Here is a 13,802-nt window from a genome sequence, read left to right on the forward strand (position 1 = left end):
GCAGATGCGAAAAGAGTGTTGCGGGTGCGCTGGCGCTCGATCTCGAGTCGGCTGCCGTTTGTTGTTCATTTCGCCCCTGTGGACGCAGATTAGGACGAAGACTAGGATGGGCGGAAGATGGAATTTCACTCAACGAACTATTATTTTCAAATTTATTCATTCAGCAGAATTTACGCCGAGATTATGTGATATGGATTCCACTGAGCGGAATGACAGCGGCAAAGAAGTGGGTTCGGGCAGTGTGTCGCGGGTGTTCGCGCTGTTGCGTGCATTGGGCGAGGTGCCTGAAGGCGGCGAACGCGTGACTCAACTGGCGCAGCAGGTGGGCCTGTCGCAGCCCACCACCCATCGCCTGTTGCGCAGCCTGATGGACGAGGGGATGGTCGAGCAGGACGCGCGCAGCAAGCGTTATCGCCTGAGCCTGGAGTTCTTCGCGCTGGCGGCGAACGCGGGCAAGACCGGCAACCTGCGCGACCTGGTGCGGCCGAGCATGTTGCGCTTGAGTGCGTCGTTGGGTGATTCGCTGTTTTTGCTGGCACGCAGTGGTTTTGATGCGGTCTGCCTGGACCGCAGCGAAGGGCCGTACCCGATCCGCACTTTTACCGGGGATATTGGCGGGCGTGTGGCGTTGGGCGTAGGGCAGGGCAGTTTGGCGATTCTGGCGTTCTTGCCGCAGGAGGAGCGTGAGACGGTGATTCGCTACAACTTGCCTCGGCTCAAGGATTTTCACCTGTATGACGAGGTGCTGCTGCGTTCGGAGGTGGAGAATGTGCGCAGCCTGGGGTATGCCGCGCGCAACACCGGCGTGCTGGAAGGCATGGCGGGGTTGGCGGTGCCGATTTTGAATCGGGAGGGGTATGCGGTGGCGGCGTTGAGTGTGGCGACGATCAGTGATCGTCTGGGGCCTAGCCGGTTGCCGATGGTGGTGGAGTTGCTCAAGCGTGAGGCGGCGGCGATCGGGCCGAGGATTAATCCGTTTGATCCGACGTTGCGCCGGCCTTCGCAGACTTTTGGTGGGTAGCTTGGGTGGTTGCCGACGGAAGGCCGTGGGTGGTTTTGGTAGATATGAGTGCGTATCCGTTGCTGCGGTAACGGCTACTTAGGGTTCCGCTCTTACAGCGGGTCACTTTTGGCAAACGCCCGGGATGCCGGCCCAGCCAAAAGTAACCAAAAGGTCTGTGCCCCACCACTCGGCCCCTCGCTTAGGCTCGGTGTGCCCTCACTCCGGCTTGAATCCGTGGGCCGCCGCGACGGGCCATCCATGGCCCAACGCGGCTAACCCGGCGTCCTGCCGGGTTACCCACGGATTCAAGCCGGCGTTCGGCCAGCGTGGTTGACGGGGCCTGTCAGATCAAAGTCAAAAGCAGATCAAGAGCAGAGCACGGCGGCCTGGTAGCCGATCTGAGTGGTAAAAGCAAAAGCACAGCAACAGCACAGCAACGCGCTTCTATCTGATGCACAGAGCTCCAAATGTGGGAGCGGGCTTGCTCGCGAAGGCGGTGTGTCAGTCAGCTCATGTGTCACTGACCCACCGCCTTCGCGAGCAAGCCCGCTCCCACAATTTGACCGAGTGCAGCCTCCACCACCGCAGTACTTTTGCTTTTCTGTGGGAGCTGGCTTGCCTGCGATGCAGACAACTCGGTGTATCAGGCATAACCAGTCGATGCCTTCGCAGGCAAGCCAGCTCCCACATAAATCAACAGCAGATTGCATTTCAACCTCCCGCTCAGGAGACCATCATCATGGAATGGCTATCGGAATTTGGAGCCATCGCGGCGATGCAGGGGTTCAACGGTTTGTCCGTGTTCTGCGTGCTGTTGCTGATGGCATTGGGGCTGGCGATCATCTTTGGCCAGATGGGCGTGATCAACATGGCGCACGGGGAGTTCCTGACCATTGGCGCCTACACCACCTACGTGTGTTCCAGCCTCACCGCGCACTTTGCGCCGAGCTTTCAACCGTATTACTTTTTCTTCGCCATTGCCCTGTCATTCCTCGTCGCCGGTGCCGTCGGCTGGCTGGTGGAGTGGGCGATGATCAGCCGTTTGTACAAGCGTCCGCTGGACACCTTGCTTGCCACCTGGGGGTTGTCCCTGGTGATGCAGCAAACCTTTCGCTCGGTGTTCGGCGCACGTGAAGTCAGCGCCGAACCGCCGGCCTGGCTGATGGGCTCGGTGAATTTCACCGATGCCATCGAAATCCCGCGCAACGGCCTGTTCATGATGGGCCTGACCCTGCTGCTGACCGCCGCGATCTTCCTGATGCTGTACCGCTCGCGCTGGGGCCTGCAGGTGCGCGCCACCGTGCAGAACCGTCTCATGAGCCGCGCAGTGGGGATCAATACGCGCAAGGTCGACCGCATGACCTTCGCCCTCGGCTGCGGCGTCGCCGGTGTCGCGGGCGCGGCGTTTACCACCATCGGCTCCACCGGGCCGACGGCGGGTTCGCAGTACATCGTCGACACCTTCCTGGTGGTGGTGTTTGGCGGTGCGCAGAGCCTGTTCGGCACCATCGCCTCGGCGTTCGTGATCGCCCAGACCCAATCGCTGTCGGAGTTTTTCCTCAGTGGCTCGATGGCCAAGGTACTCACGTTGTCCTCGGTAATTCTGATCCTGATGCTGCGCCCGCAAGGGTTGTTCTCCATCAAAGTGCGCAAGTAGAGGCGAGCAGATGAAGGCCTTAGACAAGCTGCTGGGCGGCCAGCAAAACCTGATCGGTATCGTGTTGTTGGCGTTGCTGGTGCTGGTGGTGTTTCCCCTGACGTTGGACGCGTTCCGCCTGAACATGGTCGGCAAATACCTGACCTACGCGTTCGTCGCCGTGGGCCTGGTGCTGTGCTGGGGCTATGGCGGCATTCTCAGCCTGGGGCAGGGTGTGTTCTTCGGCGTCGGCGGTTACTGCATGGCGATGTTCCTCAAGCTGGAAGCCTCCGACCCCGAGAGCACCAAGATCCAATCCACACCGGGCATTCCGGACTTCATGGACTGGAACCAGATCACCGAACTGCCCTGGCTGTGGCAGCCGTTTCACAGTTTCAGCTTCACGCTGGTGGCGGTGATCGCGGTGCCGGTGCTGCTGGCATTTATCATCGGCATAGCGCTGTTCAAACGGCGCGTGGGCGATGTGTATTTCTCCATCGTCACGCAGGCGATTGCGCTGATCCTTACCGTGCTGATCGTCGGCCAGCAAGGGTTGACCGGTGGCGTCAACGGCATCACCGACCTCAAGACCCTGCTGGGCTGGGACCTGCGCACCGACAGCGCGAAAATGATCCTGTATTTCATCAACGCCGGCCTGCTGTTCGGCTGCATCTTTATCGGCCGTTTTATCCTCGCGTCCAAGCTGGGCCGGCTGCTGATGGCGATGCGCGACAAAGAAGAGCGCGTGCGGTTTTCCGGCTATGACGTGGCCAGTTTCAAGATCTTCGTGTTCTGCGTGGCCGCCGCGTTTTCGGCGATTGGCGGGGCGATGTTCGCCTTGCAGGTGGGCTTTATGTCGCCGTCGTTCGTGGGCATCGTGCCGTCGATCGAAATGGTGATTTTCGCCGCGGTGGGCGGGCGCATGTCGCTGCTTGGCGCGGTGTATGGCGCGCTGCTGGTGAACTACGGCAAGACGTATTTTTCAGAGTCCTTTCCTGAGTTATGGCTGTACCTGATGGGCGGGCTGTTCATCGCCGTGGTCATGTACTTCCCCAATGGCCTGGCCGGGTTGTGGGACAGCCACGGTCGCCAGGCATTGGCCAAGCTGCTGCGGCGCAAACCCGTGGCGGCGCCCCCGGTGAGTCCGGCAATTAAACCCAACGCCAAAAGCAACATCCTGGAGACCCAGCCATGACCGCCGTCGGCTTTGAAATGAAAAAACCGGTGCTGGCCATCGAAGGCCTCACCGTGTCGTTCGACGGCTTCAAGGCGGTCGACAACCTCAACCTGTACATCGACCGCAATGAAGTGCGCGTGGTGATCGGCCCCAATGGCGCCGGCAAGACCACGGTGCTCGACCTGATCTGCGGCAAGACCCGCGCTACCAGCGGCAGCATCCAGTTCGACGGTCAGGAACTGACCAGGATGCGCGAGTACAACATCGTGCGCGCCGGCGTGGGCCGCAAATTCCAGAACCCGTCGATCTACGAAAACCTCACGGTGTTTGAAAACCTCGAGATGTCTTACCCCGCCGGGCGCAAGGTGTGGGGCGCGCTGTTTTTCAAGCGCAGCGCTCAGGTGATTGCGCGGGTGGAAGAAGTGGCGCGGGAAATCTTCCTCGGTGATTTGCTGCAGCAACAGGCCGACCTGCTGTCCCACGGGCAAAAGCAGTGGCTGGAAATCGGCATGCTGCTGATGCAGGACCCGGAGTTGCTGATGCTGGATGAACCGGTGGCGGGCATGAGCGTCAACGAGCGCACGCAAACTGCCGAGTTGCTCAACCGCATCAGCCAGGGCCGCTCGGTGCTGGTGATTGAGCACGACATGGAGTTCGTCAAAAGCATCGCTCACAAGGTCACGGTGCTGCACCAGGGCAAGGTGCTGGCCGAGGGCAGCATGGAGTCGGTGCAAAGCAACCCTAAAGTTATCGAAGTGTATTTGGGCCACTGAGGAAACCGGCATGTTCAAGATCGACCAGTTGTCCTGTGGTTACGGGCAGAGCCAGATCCTCCACGATCTGCAGCTGAATGTGGCCAAGCGCGAGATCGTCGCGGTGATGGGTCGCAATGGCATGGGCAAGACCACGCTGTTCAAGAGCCTGATGGGCATTTTGCCGCAGTGGCAAGGCTTGGTCAGTGTGGACGGGCACGATGTGTCGGCGCTGGAGACCCATGAGCGGGTGGCGCGCGGGATTGCGTATGTGCCCCAGGGCCGCATGATTTTTCCGAGCATGACGGTGCTGGAAAATATCCAGACCGGGTTGCCGGCGTCGGCCCGCGGCAAGGTGCCGGAGGACTTGTATGCGCTGTTTCCGGTGCTGCATGACATGCAGTCGCGCAAGGGCGGCAACCTGTCCGGTGGGCAGCAACAGCAACTGGCGATTGCGCGGGCGCTGGCGACCAACCCCAAGGTGTTGTTGCTCGACGAGCCGACGGAGGGCATCCAGCCGTCGATCATCAAGGACATTGCGCGCACGCTCAAAGAGATTCGCAACCTGCGCGATTTGACCATCGTGGTGTCCGAGCAAGTGCTGTCGTTCACCCTGGAGATTGCCGACCGCTTTCTGGTGATCGAGAAGGGCCGTTTCGTGATCGAAGAGACCCGCGACCGCGTGGATGAAGCGACCATCAGCCGCTACCTGTCCGTCTAAAACAATACCGTTCAACTGTGGGAGCGGGCTTGCTCGCGAATGCGGTGTACCAGTCGACTTATCTGTTAACTGACACACCGCTTTCGTGAGCAAGCCCGCTCCCACAGTTGTTTTGTGTCTGCTCTGAAAATCTCATACGTCATCCAACGTATTTCCCGTTTTCCCTGGCTCCCCGAGACTGGATTCCACGCACCAGACCATCCGCCCAGGAGCCAGCCCATGACCGAAACGCTGATCAAAGTCGACCTCAACCAGCCCGTCACTGAAAACGAAAATATTCATAACCGCTGGCACCCGGATATCCCGATGGCGTGCTGGGTGAAGCCCGGTGATGACTTCATCCTGGAAACCTACGACTGGACCGCCGGCGCAATCAAGAACAATGACGATGCCAGTGATGTGCGCGACGTGGACCTGTCCACCGTGCATTACCTGTCAGGCCCGGTGGGTGTGCACGGCGCCGAACCGGGTGATTTGCTGGTGGTGGACTTGCTCGATATCGGCGCCAAGGCTGACTCGCAGTGGGGCTTCAACGGCTTCTTCTCGCGGCAGAACGGCGGCGGTTTTCTTACCGATCATTTCCCCAGCGCGCAAAAAGCCATCTGGGATTTCAAAGGCATGTTCACCCGTTCGCGGCACATTCCGGGGGTTAACTTTGCCGGCCTGATCCACCCCGGCCTGATCGGCTGCCTGCCCGACCCGGTGATGCTCGCCGACTGGAACCGCCGCGAGCAGGAACTGATCGACACCAACCCGACCCGCGTGCCGCCGCTGGCCAATGCGCCACTGGCCGCCACTGCACACATGGGCAAGCTCAAGGGCCAGGCCCGTGACGACGCGGCTGCGACCGGCGCACGCACGGTGCCGCCGCGTGAGCATGGCGGCAACTGCGATATCAAGGACCTGTCGCGCGGTTCGAAGATTTTCTTCCCGGTCTATGTCAACGGCGCCGGGCTGTCGGTGGGCGACCTGCACTTCAGCCAGGGCGACGGCGAAATCACCTTTTGCGGCGCCATCGAAATGGCCGGCTGGGTGCACATGAAAGTCGAGCTGATCAAGGGCGGCATGGCCAAGTACGGGATCAAGAACCCGGTGTTCAAGCCCAGCCCGATCACGCCCAACTACAAGAACTACCTGATCTTCGAAGGCATTTCGGTGGACGAACAGGGCCAGCAGCACTACCTGGACGTCAACGTCGCCTACCGCCAGGCCTGCCTGAATGCGATCAACTACCTGACCAAATTCGGCTACTCGCCGGCCCAGGGTTATGCCTTGCTCGGCTCGGCGCCGGTGCAGGGGCATATCAGCGGCGTGGTGGACATTCCGAATGCCTGCGCGACCTTGTGGCTGCCGACGGAAATCTTCGAGTTCGACATCAACCCCAACGCCAACGGCCCCACCAAGTTCCTCGACGGCAGCATCGACCTGCCCATTGCCCCGGACCTGTAGCCATGCCGACCTACGAATATGCCTGTGCCACCTGCGGCACGTTCACGATGCTGCGGCCCATCGCCCAGCGCAACGAACCCAGCCAATGCCCGTACTGCGAAGGGCCGGGCGGGCAGCTCAGGGTCTCGGCCCCGGCCTTGCAAACGCTGTCGGCCAACCAGCGCAAGGCGATCGCCGGCAACGAGCGCAGCGCCCATGCGCCGCAAACCGTCGGCGAATACCAGGAAGGCCGCAAACATCCGGCCGGTTGCAGTTGCTGCGGCACCAGCAAGAAAGTCGAACCGAGCAAGGCCAACCCCTTGGGCCTCAAGACCAGGACCGGGCCTCGGCCGTGGATGATCAGTCACTAGACCAGGAGCGTTGTTATGCGTCATGGCGATATTTCCAGCAGCCCGGACACCGTCGGTGTCGCGGTGGTGAACTACAAGATGCCGCGCCTGCATTCCAAGGCCGAAGTCATCGACAACGCGAAGAAGATTGCCGAGATTATTCTCGGCATGAAGCAGGGCCTGCCCGGCATGGACCTGGTGGTGTTCCCCGAATACAGCACCATGGGCATCATGTACGACCACGACGAGATGATGGCCACGGCCGCGAGCATTCCCGGCGAAGAGACGGCGATCTTCTCGGCCGCGTGCCGTCAAGCCAACACCTGGGGCGTATTTTCCCTGACCGGCGAGCGCCACGAGGAGCACCCGCACAAGGCGCCCTACAACACGCTGGTGTTGATCAATAACCTTGGCGAAATCGTGCAGCGCTACCGCAAGTGCATTCCCTGGTGCCCGATCGAAGGCTGGTATCCGGGCGATCGCACCTATGTGTGCGACGGGCCCAAGGGCATGCAGATCAGCCTGATCATCTGCGATGACGGTAACTATCCGGAAATCTGGCGCGACTGCGCCATGAAGGGCGCCGAGTTGATCGTGCGTTGCCAGGGCTATATGTACCCGGCCAAGGAGCAGCAGGTGCAGATGTCCAAGAGCATGGCTTGGGCGAATAACTGCTATGTGGCGGTGGCGAATGCGGCGGGGTTCGACGGGGTGTATTCGTACTTCGGTCACTCGGCGATCATCGGCTTTGACGGGCGCACCTTGGGCGAGTGCGGCGAGGAAGAGATGGGTATTCAGTACGCGCAACTGTCGGTGTCGCAGATTCGCGATGCGCGGGCCAACGACCAGTCGCAGAACCACCTGTTCAAGTTGCTGCACCGTGGCTACACCGGCATGCATGCCTCGGGCGATGGCGACAAGGGCGTGGCGGACTGCCCGTTCGAGTTCTACCGCACCTGGGTGCTGGACGCGCAAAAGGCTCAGGAAAATGTCGAGAAAATCACCCGCAGCACCGTGGGTGTCGCCGAGTGCCCGGTGGGGCAACTGCCCCATGGCGGTAAAGAAAAAACAGCGGAGTAGGGCATGCGGTTTACCTTTGACCCGGCGCAGGTGATGGCGCTGTTGCGCAGCCGCATCGTTGGCCAGGACGCGGCGTTGGCGCAGGTGGAGCGGCTGCTCAAGGTGGTCAAGGCCGATATCGGCGAGCGCGATCGGCCATTGAGCGTCAACCTGTTCATGGGCCCGACGGGCGTGGGCAAAACCGAAATCGTGCGCCTGCTGGCCCAGGCGCTGCATGGCCGGGCCGACGGGTTTTGCCGCATCGACATGCACACCCTGGCCCAGGAGCATTACGCCGCCGCACTGACCGGCGCGCCGCCGGGGTACGTGGGCAGCAAGGAAGGCATCAGCCTGTTCAACAGCGAATTGATCCAGGGCAGCTACAGCCGCCCTGGCATCGTGTTGTTCGATGAGCTGGAAAAAGCCAGCCAGGAGGTGGTGCGCAGCCTGCTGGGCATTCTTGAAAACGGCCAACTGACCCTGGCGGGTGGCACGCGCACCTTGGATTTTCGTAACAGCCTGATTTTCATGACCAGCAACATCGGCGCGCACCAGGCGCGTCGTCATCGCCAACGCTTCACTCAGGGCTGGCGGCGGCTGCTACGGGTGTTTGTAAGAAGCGAAGCGGCGGTGTTGGAGGAGGCGTTGCATGGGCATTTCGAGCCGGAGTTTCTCAACCGCATCGATCGTATCCTGATGTTCGAACCTCTCGACAGGCACTGGCTTGATGCGCTACTGGACGTGGAGCTGGAGAAGCTCAATCAGCGTCTGGCGGCGCACCAGCGCTCATTAAGCGTGGATGCGTCGGCGCGGGCATGGTTGTGTCGTCAGCACGACGCTCGGTTTGGCGCGCGTGCGCTGGGCCGCCGCGTGCGGGTGGAGCTGGAACCGGCGATTGCGGAGTGCTTGCTGCGCGATCCTGCTGTGCAAGGGATGCGGGTAACGGTGCGGGGTGAACAATTGGATGTTTCGAGACAATAGCCTTGCATGTCGACCCATTACGGCTAATATAATCCGGGTAAAACAAATAACATCCGGGTAATAAGCCATGCCAACGCAACACACGCCTCTGTGCACTGCCTTCTTGCGTCACCAACGGGTGGCGGCCGGCGCCTATTCGGCGGTGGCCGAAACCCTGGCGGGGCTGGACCTGACCGCCGGCACCTTTCTGGTCTTTGATGACGCCACCGGCGCCCAAGTCGATTACCCATGGCCAGGCGGTTATGCGCCCGAGCAACCCGCAGACACGTCACTCGACGAAGAGCTTCGGGCAGCCCCTACGGTGGGCCGCCCGAAGCTGGGTGTGGTCGCGCGGGAAGTCACGCTGCTGCCGCGCCATTGGGAATGGCTGGGCCAACAACCCGGCGGCGCCTCGGCGGCCTTGCGCCGGTTGGTGGATGAAGCGCGAAATGCCAGCGCTGGCCGTGATCAGGCGCGCCAGGCCAAGGAAGCCAGCTATCGTTTCATGAGCGCCATCGGCGGCGACCTGCCTGGGTTTGAAGACGCTTCGCGGGCATTGTTCGCTGAAGATGCGGCGGCCTTCGCCAGCAAGATCGGGCACTGGCCAAAGGATGTGCAGACGTACCTGGCCTGGCTGTCGCGCAATGCTTTCCCCGTCTAACAATAATTCCGGGACTCGAACGACCATGGAAGTCACTCAGCAACGGCCGTTGTGGCAGATCTACCTGATTTTTTTGGCACCGATGGTGCTGTCCAATTTTCTGCAAAGCTTTTCCGGCACCCTCAATGGCATCTATGTCGGGCAAATGCTCGGCACCCAGGCACTGGCGGCGGTGTCGGGGATGTTTCCCATCGTGTTTTTCTTTATTGCCCTGGTGATCGGCCTGGGGGCGGGCGCTTCGGTGCTGATCGGCCAGGCCTGGGGCGCGCAGGAAACCGGGATGGTGAAGGTGATCACCGGTGCGACGCTGACCCTTGGCGCGCTGGTCGGCCTGATCGCGGCGGTGCTCGGCAGCCTGTTCGCGCGCCCGGCGTTGCAGGGGTTGGGCACCCCGGTGGATGTGCTCGACGATGCCGTGGGTTATGCCCAGGCGATGATGCTGATCATGCCGTTACTGTTGGTCTTCATCCTCTACACCCAGTTGCTGCGCGGCGTGAGTGACACGGTCTCGCCGCTGCTGGCGCTGATGGTCTCGACCCTGGTCGGCCTGTTGCTGACGCCGGCGCTGATTCGCGGCTGGATCGGCCTGCCGCCCATGGGCATCCAGAGCGCGGTGTACGCGGGCCTGGTCGGTAACGCCTTGGCGATGCTGTTCTTGATCTTGCGCCTGCGCCACAAAAACCATGTGATGGCGCCGGACCGTGAGTTGCTGGCTGCGTTGCGCCTGGACCGGGCGATCCTCGGCAAAGTGCTGCGCATCGGCTTGCCGACGGGCTTGCAGATGGTGGTGCTGTCGCTGTCCGAATTGGTCATCCTGGCGCTGGTCAACAGCCACGGCTCCCAGGCCACAGCGGCGTACGGCGCGGTGACGCAGATCGTCAATTACGTGCAGTTCCCGGCGCTGTCGATTGCAATCACCGCCTCGATCCTCGGGGCCCAGGCGATCGGTGCCGGGCGCCTGGAGCGAATCGGGCCGATCCTGCGCACCGGCCTGCTGATCAACACCTGCCTGACGGGTGGATTGATTGTGCTCGGTTACCTGTTGTCGCACTGGCTGTTGGGGCTGTTCATCACCGACGACGCGGCGCGGCTCAATGCCGAGCACTTGCTGCACATTATGCTCTGGAGCGTTTTGGTCTTCGGCTTCCAGGCGGTAGTGGGCGGGATCATGCGCGCCAGCGGCGTGGTGCTGATGCCGGTCGCCATCTCGATTTTCTGCGTACTGTGCGTTGAGCTGCCGATGGCGTATTTGCTCAATGCGCACTTCGGCCTGGAAGGGGTGTGGATGGCGTTTCCGGTGACCTACCTGGCGATGCTGGCGCTGCAGACTGCGTATTACCGGCTGGTGTGGCGGCACAAGCAGATCAAGCGGCTGGTGTAGCGCGGGCTTGTTGCTTCAACCCGCGCAGCAGTAATTCCAGACCTTGCAAACCTTGCTCCAAGCGATCGCCCGGGTGTTCATCGCGGGCGATCCACAGCGCGGTGTTGACCAGGCTGCCATTGATCAACTGCGCCAGTGCGACGCTGGGGCCTTGTTCGATGGCTCCGGCCTGCATCAAGTCCTCAAGCAACTGGCCCAGCGACGCGACGCAGTGATGCTGCGACCCGGTATCGCCAAGCACGGCCGGCGCATCCTGCAATACGATGCGTTGGATTTCGTCGTCCTGGGCCATGCGCAAATACGTTCGGCAGCGTTCGCGAAACCCTTCCCACGGGTCCTGGGCCTGATCGGTGATGTGCTGCAGTCGCGCGTCCATTTCGCTGTCGAGTTGGGCGACCACGGCGGCCAATAGGCCTTTCTTGTCACCAAAGTGATGGTACAACGCACCACGGGTCAGGCCGGCGCGTGCAGTGAAGTCGTCCATCGACGTGTTGGCATAGCCCTGTGTGGCGAAGGCTTGGCGGGCGCTGGCGATCAGGCGGGCGCGGGTTTCTTCGATCATTTCGGCACGGGCTCGGCTCATGGGTAGGGCTCGCGAAGGTGTTTGAGAGATTGACATACGCTGCGTATGTTACGCATGATTTGCCACATACGCACCGTATGTATTTTGCCTTGATGACTGCCGATAGCAAGCTTCAAGGTCTTGAGGATGAGGACAAGCAGGATGGCAAATCCCTACGCCGAGTTGTTCCACGCTCCTGGCAGCAAGGCATTTGTGCTGGCCGGCATGCTTGCGCGCATGCCGATATCGATGACCGGTATCGGCCTGATCACCATGCTGTCGCAAGTGCACGGCGGCTTTGGTCTGGCGGGCGCGGTGGCGGCGGTGTTCGCCCTGGCCACGGCGTTTTGTGCACCGCAGGTTTCGCGGTTAGTGGACCGCTACAGCCAGGGCAGGGTGCTGCCGATCGCGGCGCTGATTGGCGGTGGGGCGTTGTTGCTGTTGCTGCTGTGCACTGGGTTGCAGGCGCCAAGCTGGACGTTGTTTGTGTTCGCCGCCCTGGCCGGTTGCATGCCCAATATGTCGGCCATGGTGCGGGCGCGCTGGACCGAGTTGTACCGCGGCCAGCCCAAGTTGCAGACCGCATTTGCCCTTGAGTCGGTGCTCGACGAGGTGTGTTTCATCATCGGCCCGCCGATCTCGGTTGGCCTGAGTGTGGTGCTGTTTCCGCAAGCAGGGCCCTTGGTGGCAGCGCTGCTGCTGGCGGTGGGGGTGACCACCTTCGTGCTGCAACGCGCAACTGAGCCACCGGTACATGAACACGAGAACCATCACGGCGGTTGGCTGATCGCCTCACCGTCGGTACTGATCCTGATGATCCTGTTGCTGGCCATGGGCGTGATCGTCGGCGTGGTGGATGTAGTCAGCGTCGCATTCGCCCAGCATCAGGGCCAACCGGCGGCTGCGAGCATTGTGCTCTCGGTGTATGCCATCGGCTCCTGCCTGGCGGGGTTGGCCTTTGGCACGCTCAAGCTCAAGGCGCCGTTGCCGCGCCAGTTCCTGTTCTGCGGTGTGGCGACGGCGTTGACCACCTTGCCGTTGCTGCTGGTAACCCACATTCCCGGATTGGCCGTCGCGGTCTTTATCTCCGGCCTGTTTTTTGCTCCGACGCTGATTGTGTCCATGGCGTTGGTGGAGCAAATCGTCCCGCCCAGCCGCCTGACCGAAGGCATGACCTGGTTGATCACTGGCCTGAGCATCGGCGTGGCCATCGGCGCCGCCAGCTCCGGTTGGATGATTGACCATTTCGGCGCTACCAGCGGCTTTTGGGTGGCGTTGGCGGCGGGCGCAGTGGTGTTGGGGTCGGCTGTGCTGGGTTATCGGCGGTTGGGCTGATCAGCCGATTGCCGGTAAAGGTTCTGAACAGTGATGTTGCAAAAACTCATTCAATGCTTGGCGAGTCAGGTCGTTGAGCGTCACCTTCTTACGGGTCGCCGCCAGGGCTGCCGCTAAATGTAGGTCATGGCCGACCCGCACGTTGAATGAACCCTTGCACGGCTTTTCCGGCGTTTGCCCCAGGCGCAGGCACGTAGCGAGATAGTCATCCACGGCTTCCCGAAAAGCGCTGTCCAGCTCCGCGACGGTTTTGCCCTCATAGCTGACCAGCGCCTTGATAAACAGCACTTTGCCAAACAGGCAATTGTCTTCGAGGCTGGCTTCGATAGAGCCGATGTAGCCCTTGTGTTTCAGTTGGTTGTTCACTGAATCAGGTCTCCTGATTTCAATTGTTCGATGATCTGGCGCCGAATGTAGTGTTTCAGTTCGTTGCCGGGGTGAGGCCTGTGCAAGGTGATCATTGCACTGGGGTCGCCGATGTCGAATTTGACGCGGCTTCCAGCCCCTTCAATCTGTGTGTAGCCAAGACGCTTGAGTAGCGTTTCGAGCTCTGGCCAGGTAAAGGCCATGCGCTCGTTGAGCAGTTTGGCAAGCAGCTTTTCATTTTTGGACACGGCGTTCCCTGCGTGTAACTAAATGTAGTTGCAAAAAGTGGTGTTCGTCAATGCTAGCCCGGCTTCGTGTGTCTTGGCTGAGATTGATGTAACCCTTGATGACACCTCGCTCCAGGCCTCTCATCCCCCGCTAATTTTTCCCCGCCCGGTTCGTTTTATAGGG

The 13,802-nt window shown here is 61.2% G+C and carries 15 protein-coding genes; 12 read left to right on the forward strand and 3 right to left on the reverse strand.

Annotated features, from left to right (window positions below):
- Positions 1–190: 190 nt before the first annotated feature.
- The 11 genes from AACW30_RS25110 (at position 191) to AACW30_RS25160 (ending at position 11,128) form a co-directional block, all read left to right on the forward strand.
- On the forward strand, positions 191–1,021 hold the full coding sequence (locus AACW30_RS25110) for an IclR family transcriptional regulator (protein WP_200623721.1): 831 nt from the start codon (positions 191–193) through the stop codon (positions 1,019–1,021).
- Positions 1,022–1,742: 721 nt separating this feature from the next.
- Positions 1,743–2,660, forward strand: coding sequence for an urea ABC transporter permease subunit UrtB (urtB, locus tag AACW30_RS25115; RefSeq protein ID WP_053256607.1), 918 nt, complete (start codon positions 1,743–1,745; stop codon positions 2,658–2,660).
- Positions 2,661–2,670: 10 nt separating this feature from the next.
- Positions 2,671–3,834 (forward strand): urea ABC transporter permease subunit UrtC, encoded by a 1,164-nt coding sequence (gene urtC, locus AACW30_RS25120; protein ID WP_200623722.1) that lies wholly within the window; start codon positions 2,671–2,673, stop codon positions 3,832–3,834.
- A complete protein-coding gene (gene urtD, locus AACW30_RS25125) occupies positions 3,831–4,589 on the forward strand; it encodes an urea ABC transporter ATP-binding protein UrtD (protein WP_106579710.1) in 759 nt (252 codons plus the stop codon). Before urtC ends, urtD begins: the two co-directional genes overlap by 4 nt.
- A 10-nt stretch (positions 4,590–4,599) precedes the next feature.
- Complete coding sequence (gene urtE, locus AACW30_RS25130) at positions 4,600–5,289, forward strand: urea ABC transporter ATP-binding subunit UrtE (protein ID WP_106579711.1); 690 nt, start codon at positions 4,600–4,602, stop codon at positions 5,287–5,289.
- A gap of 219 nt (positions 5,290–5,508) precedes the next feature.
- Complete coding sequence (gene fmdA, locus AACW30_RS25135; RefSeq protein ID WP_106579713.1) at positions 5,509–6,738, forward strand: formamidase; 1,230 nt, start codon at positions 5,509–5,511, stop codon at positions 6,736–6,738.
- Positions 6,739–6,740: 2 nt separating this feature from the next.
- Positions 6,741–7,088, forward strand: coding sequence for an FmdB family zinc ribbon protein (locus AACW30_RS25140; RefSeq protein WP_200623723.1), 348 nt, complete (start codon positions 6,741–6,743; stop codon positions 7,086–7,088).
- 15 nt (positions 7,089–7,103) lie between these two features.
- Positions 7,104–8,147 carry an aliphatic amidase gene (locus AACW30_RS25145; RefSeq protein WP_106579715.1) on the forward strand — a complete coding sequence of 348 codons (1,044 nt, stop codon included), beginning with the start codon at positions 7,104–7,106 and terminating at the stop codon, positions 8,145–8,147.
- 3 nt (positions 8,148–8,150) lie between these two features.
- Positions 8,151–9,107, forward strand: coding sequence for an AAA family ATPase (locus AACW30_RS25150; RefSeq protein WP_200623724.1), 957 nt, complete (start codon positions 8,151–8,153; stop codon positions 9,105–9,107).
- A 67-nt stretch (positions 9,108–9,174) separates the two neighbouring features.
- Positions 9,175–9,747, forward strand: coding sequence for a DUF2239 family protein (locus AACW30_RS25155; RefSeq protein WP_200623725.1), 573 nt, complete (start codon positions 9,175–9,177; stop codon positions 9,745–9,747).
- Positions 9,748–9,772: 25 nt separating this feature from the next.
- The gene (locus AACW30_RS25160) at positions 9,773–11,128 is read left to right on the forward strand and encodes an MATE family efflux transporter (protein WP_106579718.1); all 1,356 of its coding nucleotides are present in this window, start codon (positions 9,773–9,775) and stop codon (positions 11,126–11,128) included.
- On the opposite strand, the gene AACW30_RS25165 is transcribed toward AACW30_RS25160, so the two are convergent.
- Positions 11,112–11,711 carry a TetR/AcrR family transcriptional regulator gene (locus AACW30_RS25165; protein WP_200623726.1) on the reverse strand — a complete coding sequence of 200 codons (600 nt, stop codon included), beginning with the start codon at positions 11,709–11,711 and terminating at the stop codon, positions 11,112–11,114. The genes AACW30_RS25160 and AACW30_RS25165 overlap by 17 nt on opposite strands.
- A gap of 141 nt (positions 11,712–11,852) precedes the next feature.
- Between AACW30_RS25165 and AACW30_RS25170 the strand changes: the two genes are divergently transcribed.
- Positions 11,853–13,025: an MFS transporter gene (locus AACW30_RS25170; RefSeq protein WP_200623727.1), complete on the forward strand. Its 1,173-nt coding sequence runs from the start codon at positions 11,853–11,855 to the stop codon at positions 13,023–13,025.
- On the opposite strand, the gene AACW30_RS25175 is transcribed toward AACW30_RS25170, so the two are convergent.
- The gene (locus AACW30_RS25175) at positions 13,026–13,391 is read right to left on the reverse strand and encodes a type II toxin-antitoxin system HicB family antitoxin (RefSeq protein WP_200623728.1); all 366 of its coding nucleotides are present in this window, start codon (positions 13,389–13,391) and stop codon (positions 13,026–13,028) included.
- Positions 13,388–13,639, reverse strand: a complete 252-nt coding sequence (locus AACW30_RS25180) for a type II toxin-antitoxin system HicA family toxin (RefSeq protein WP_169366966.1) — start codon at positions 13,637–13,639, stop codon at positions 13,388–13,390. Before AACW30_RS25180 ends, AACW30_RS25175 begins: the two co-directional genes overlap by 4 nt.
- Between the last annotated feature and the right edge of the window lie 163 nt (positions 13,640–13,802).

This window comes from Pseudomonas sp. MF6747 (assembly GCF_963890955.1).
GTDB lineage: Bacteria > Pseudomonadota > Gammaproteobacteria > Pseudomonadales > Pseudomonadaceae > Aquipseudomonas.

What these genes read in the sequence shown, in the direction of transcription:
- AACW30_RS25110 (WP_200623721.1), top strand. Translation starts at nt 191, where the DNA reads ATGGATTCCACTGAGCGGAATGACAGCGGCAAAGAAGTGGGTTCGGGC.
- urtB (WP_053256607.1), top strand. Translation starts at nt 1,743, where the DNA reads ATGGAATGGCTATCGGAATTTGGAGCCATCGCGGCGATGCAGGGGTTC.
- urtC (WP_200623722.1), top strand. Translation starts at nt 2,671, where the DNA reads ATGAAGGCCTTAGACAAGCTGCTGGGCGGCCAGCAAAACCTGATCGGT.
- urtD (WP_106579710.1), top strand. Translation starts at nt 3,831, where the DNA reads ATGACCGCCGTCGGCTTTGAAATGAAAAAACCGGTGCTGGCCATCGAA.
- urtE (WP_106579711.1), top strand. Translation starts at nt 4,600, where the DNA reads ATGTTCAAGATCGACCAGTTGTCCTGTGGTTACGGGCAGAGCCAGATC.
- fmdA (WP_106579713.1), top strand. Translation starts at nt 5,509, where the DNA reads ATGACCGAAACGCTGATCAAAGTCGACCTCAACCAGCCCGTCACTGAA.
- AACW30_RS25140 (WP_200623723.1), top strand. Translation starts at nt 6,741, where the DNA reads ATGCCGACCTACGAATATGCCTGTGCCACCTGCGGCACGTTCACGATG.
- AACW30_RS25145 (WP_106579715.1), top strand. Translation starts at nt 7,104, where the DNA reads ATGCGTCATGGCGATATTTCCAGCAGCCCGGACACCGTCGGTGTCGCG.
- AACW30_RS25150 (WP_200623724.1), top strand. Translation starts at nt 8,151, where the DNA reads ATGCGGTTTACCTTTGACCCGGCGCAGGTGATGGCGCTGTTGCGCAGC.
- AACW30_RS25155 (WP_200623725.1), top strand. Translation starts at nt 9,175, where the DNA reads ATGCCAACGCAACACACGCCTCTGTGCACTGCCTTCTTGCGTCACCAA.
- AACW30_RS25160 (WP_106579718.1), top strand. Translation starts at nt 9,773, where the DNA reads ATGGAAGTCACTCAGCAACGGCCGTTGTGGCAGATCTACCTGATTTTT.
- AACW30_RS25165 (WP_200623726.1), bottom strand. Translation starts at nt 11,711, where the DNA reads ATGAGCCGAGCCCGTGCCGAAATGATCGAAGAAACCCGCGCCCGCCTG.
- AACW30_RS25170 (WP_200623727.1), top strand. Translation starts at nt 11,853, where the DNA reads ATGGCAAATCCCTACGCCGAGTTGTTCCACGCTCCTGGCAGCAAGGCA.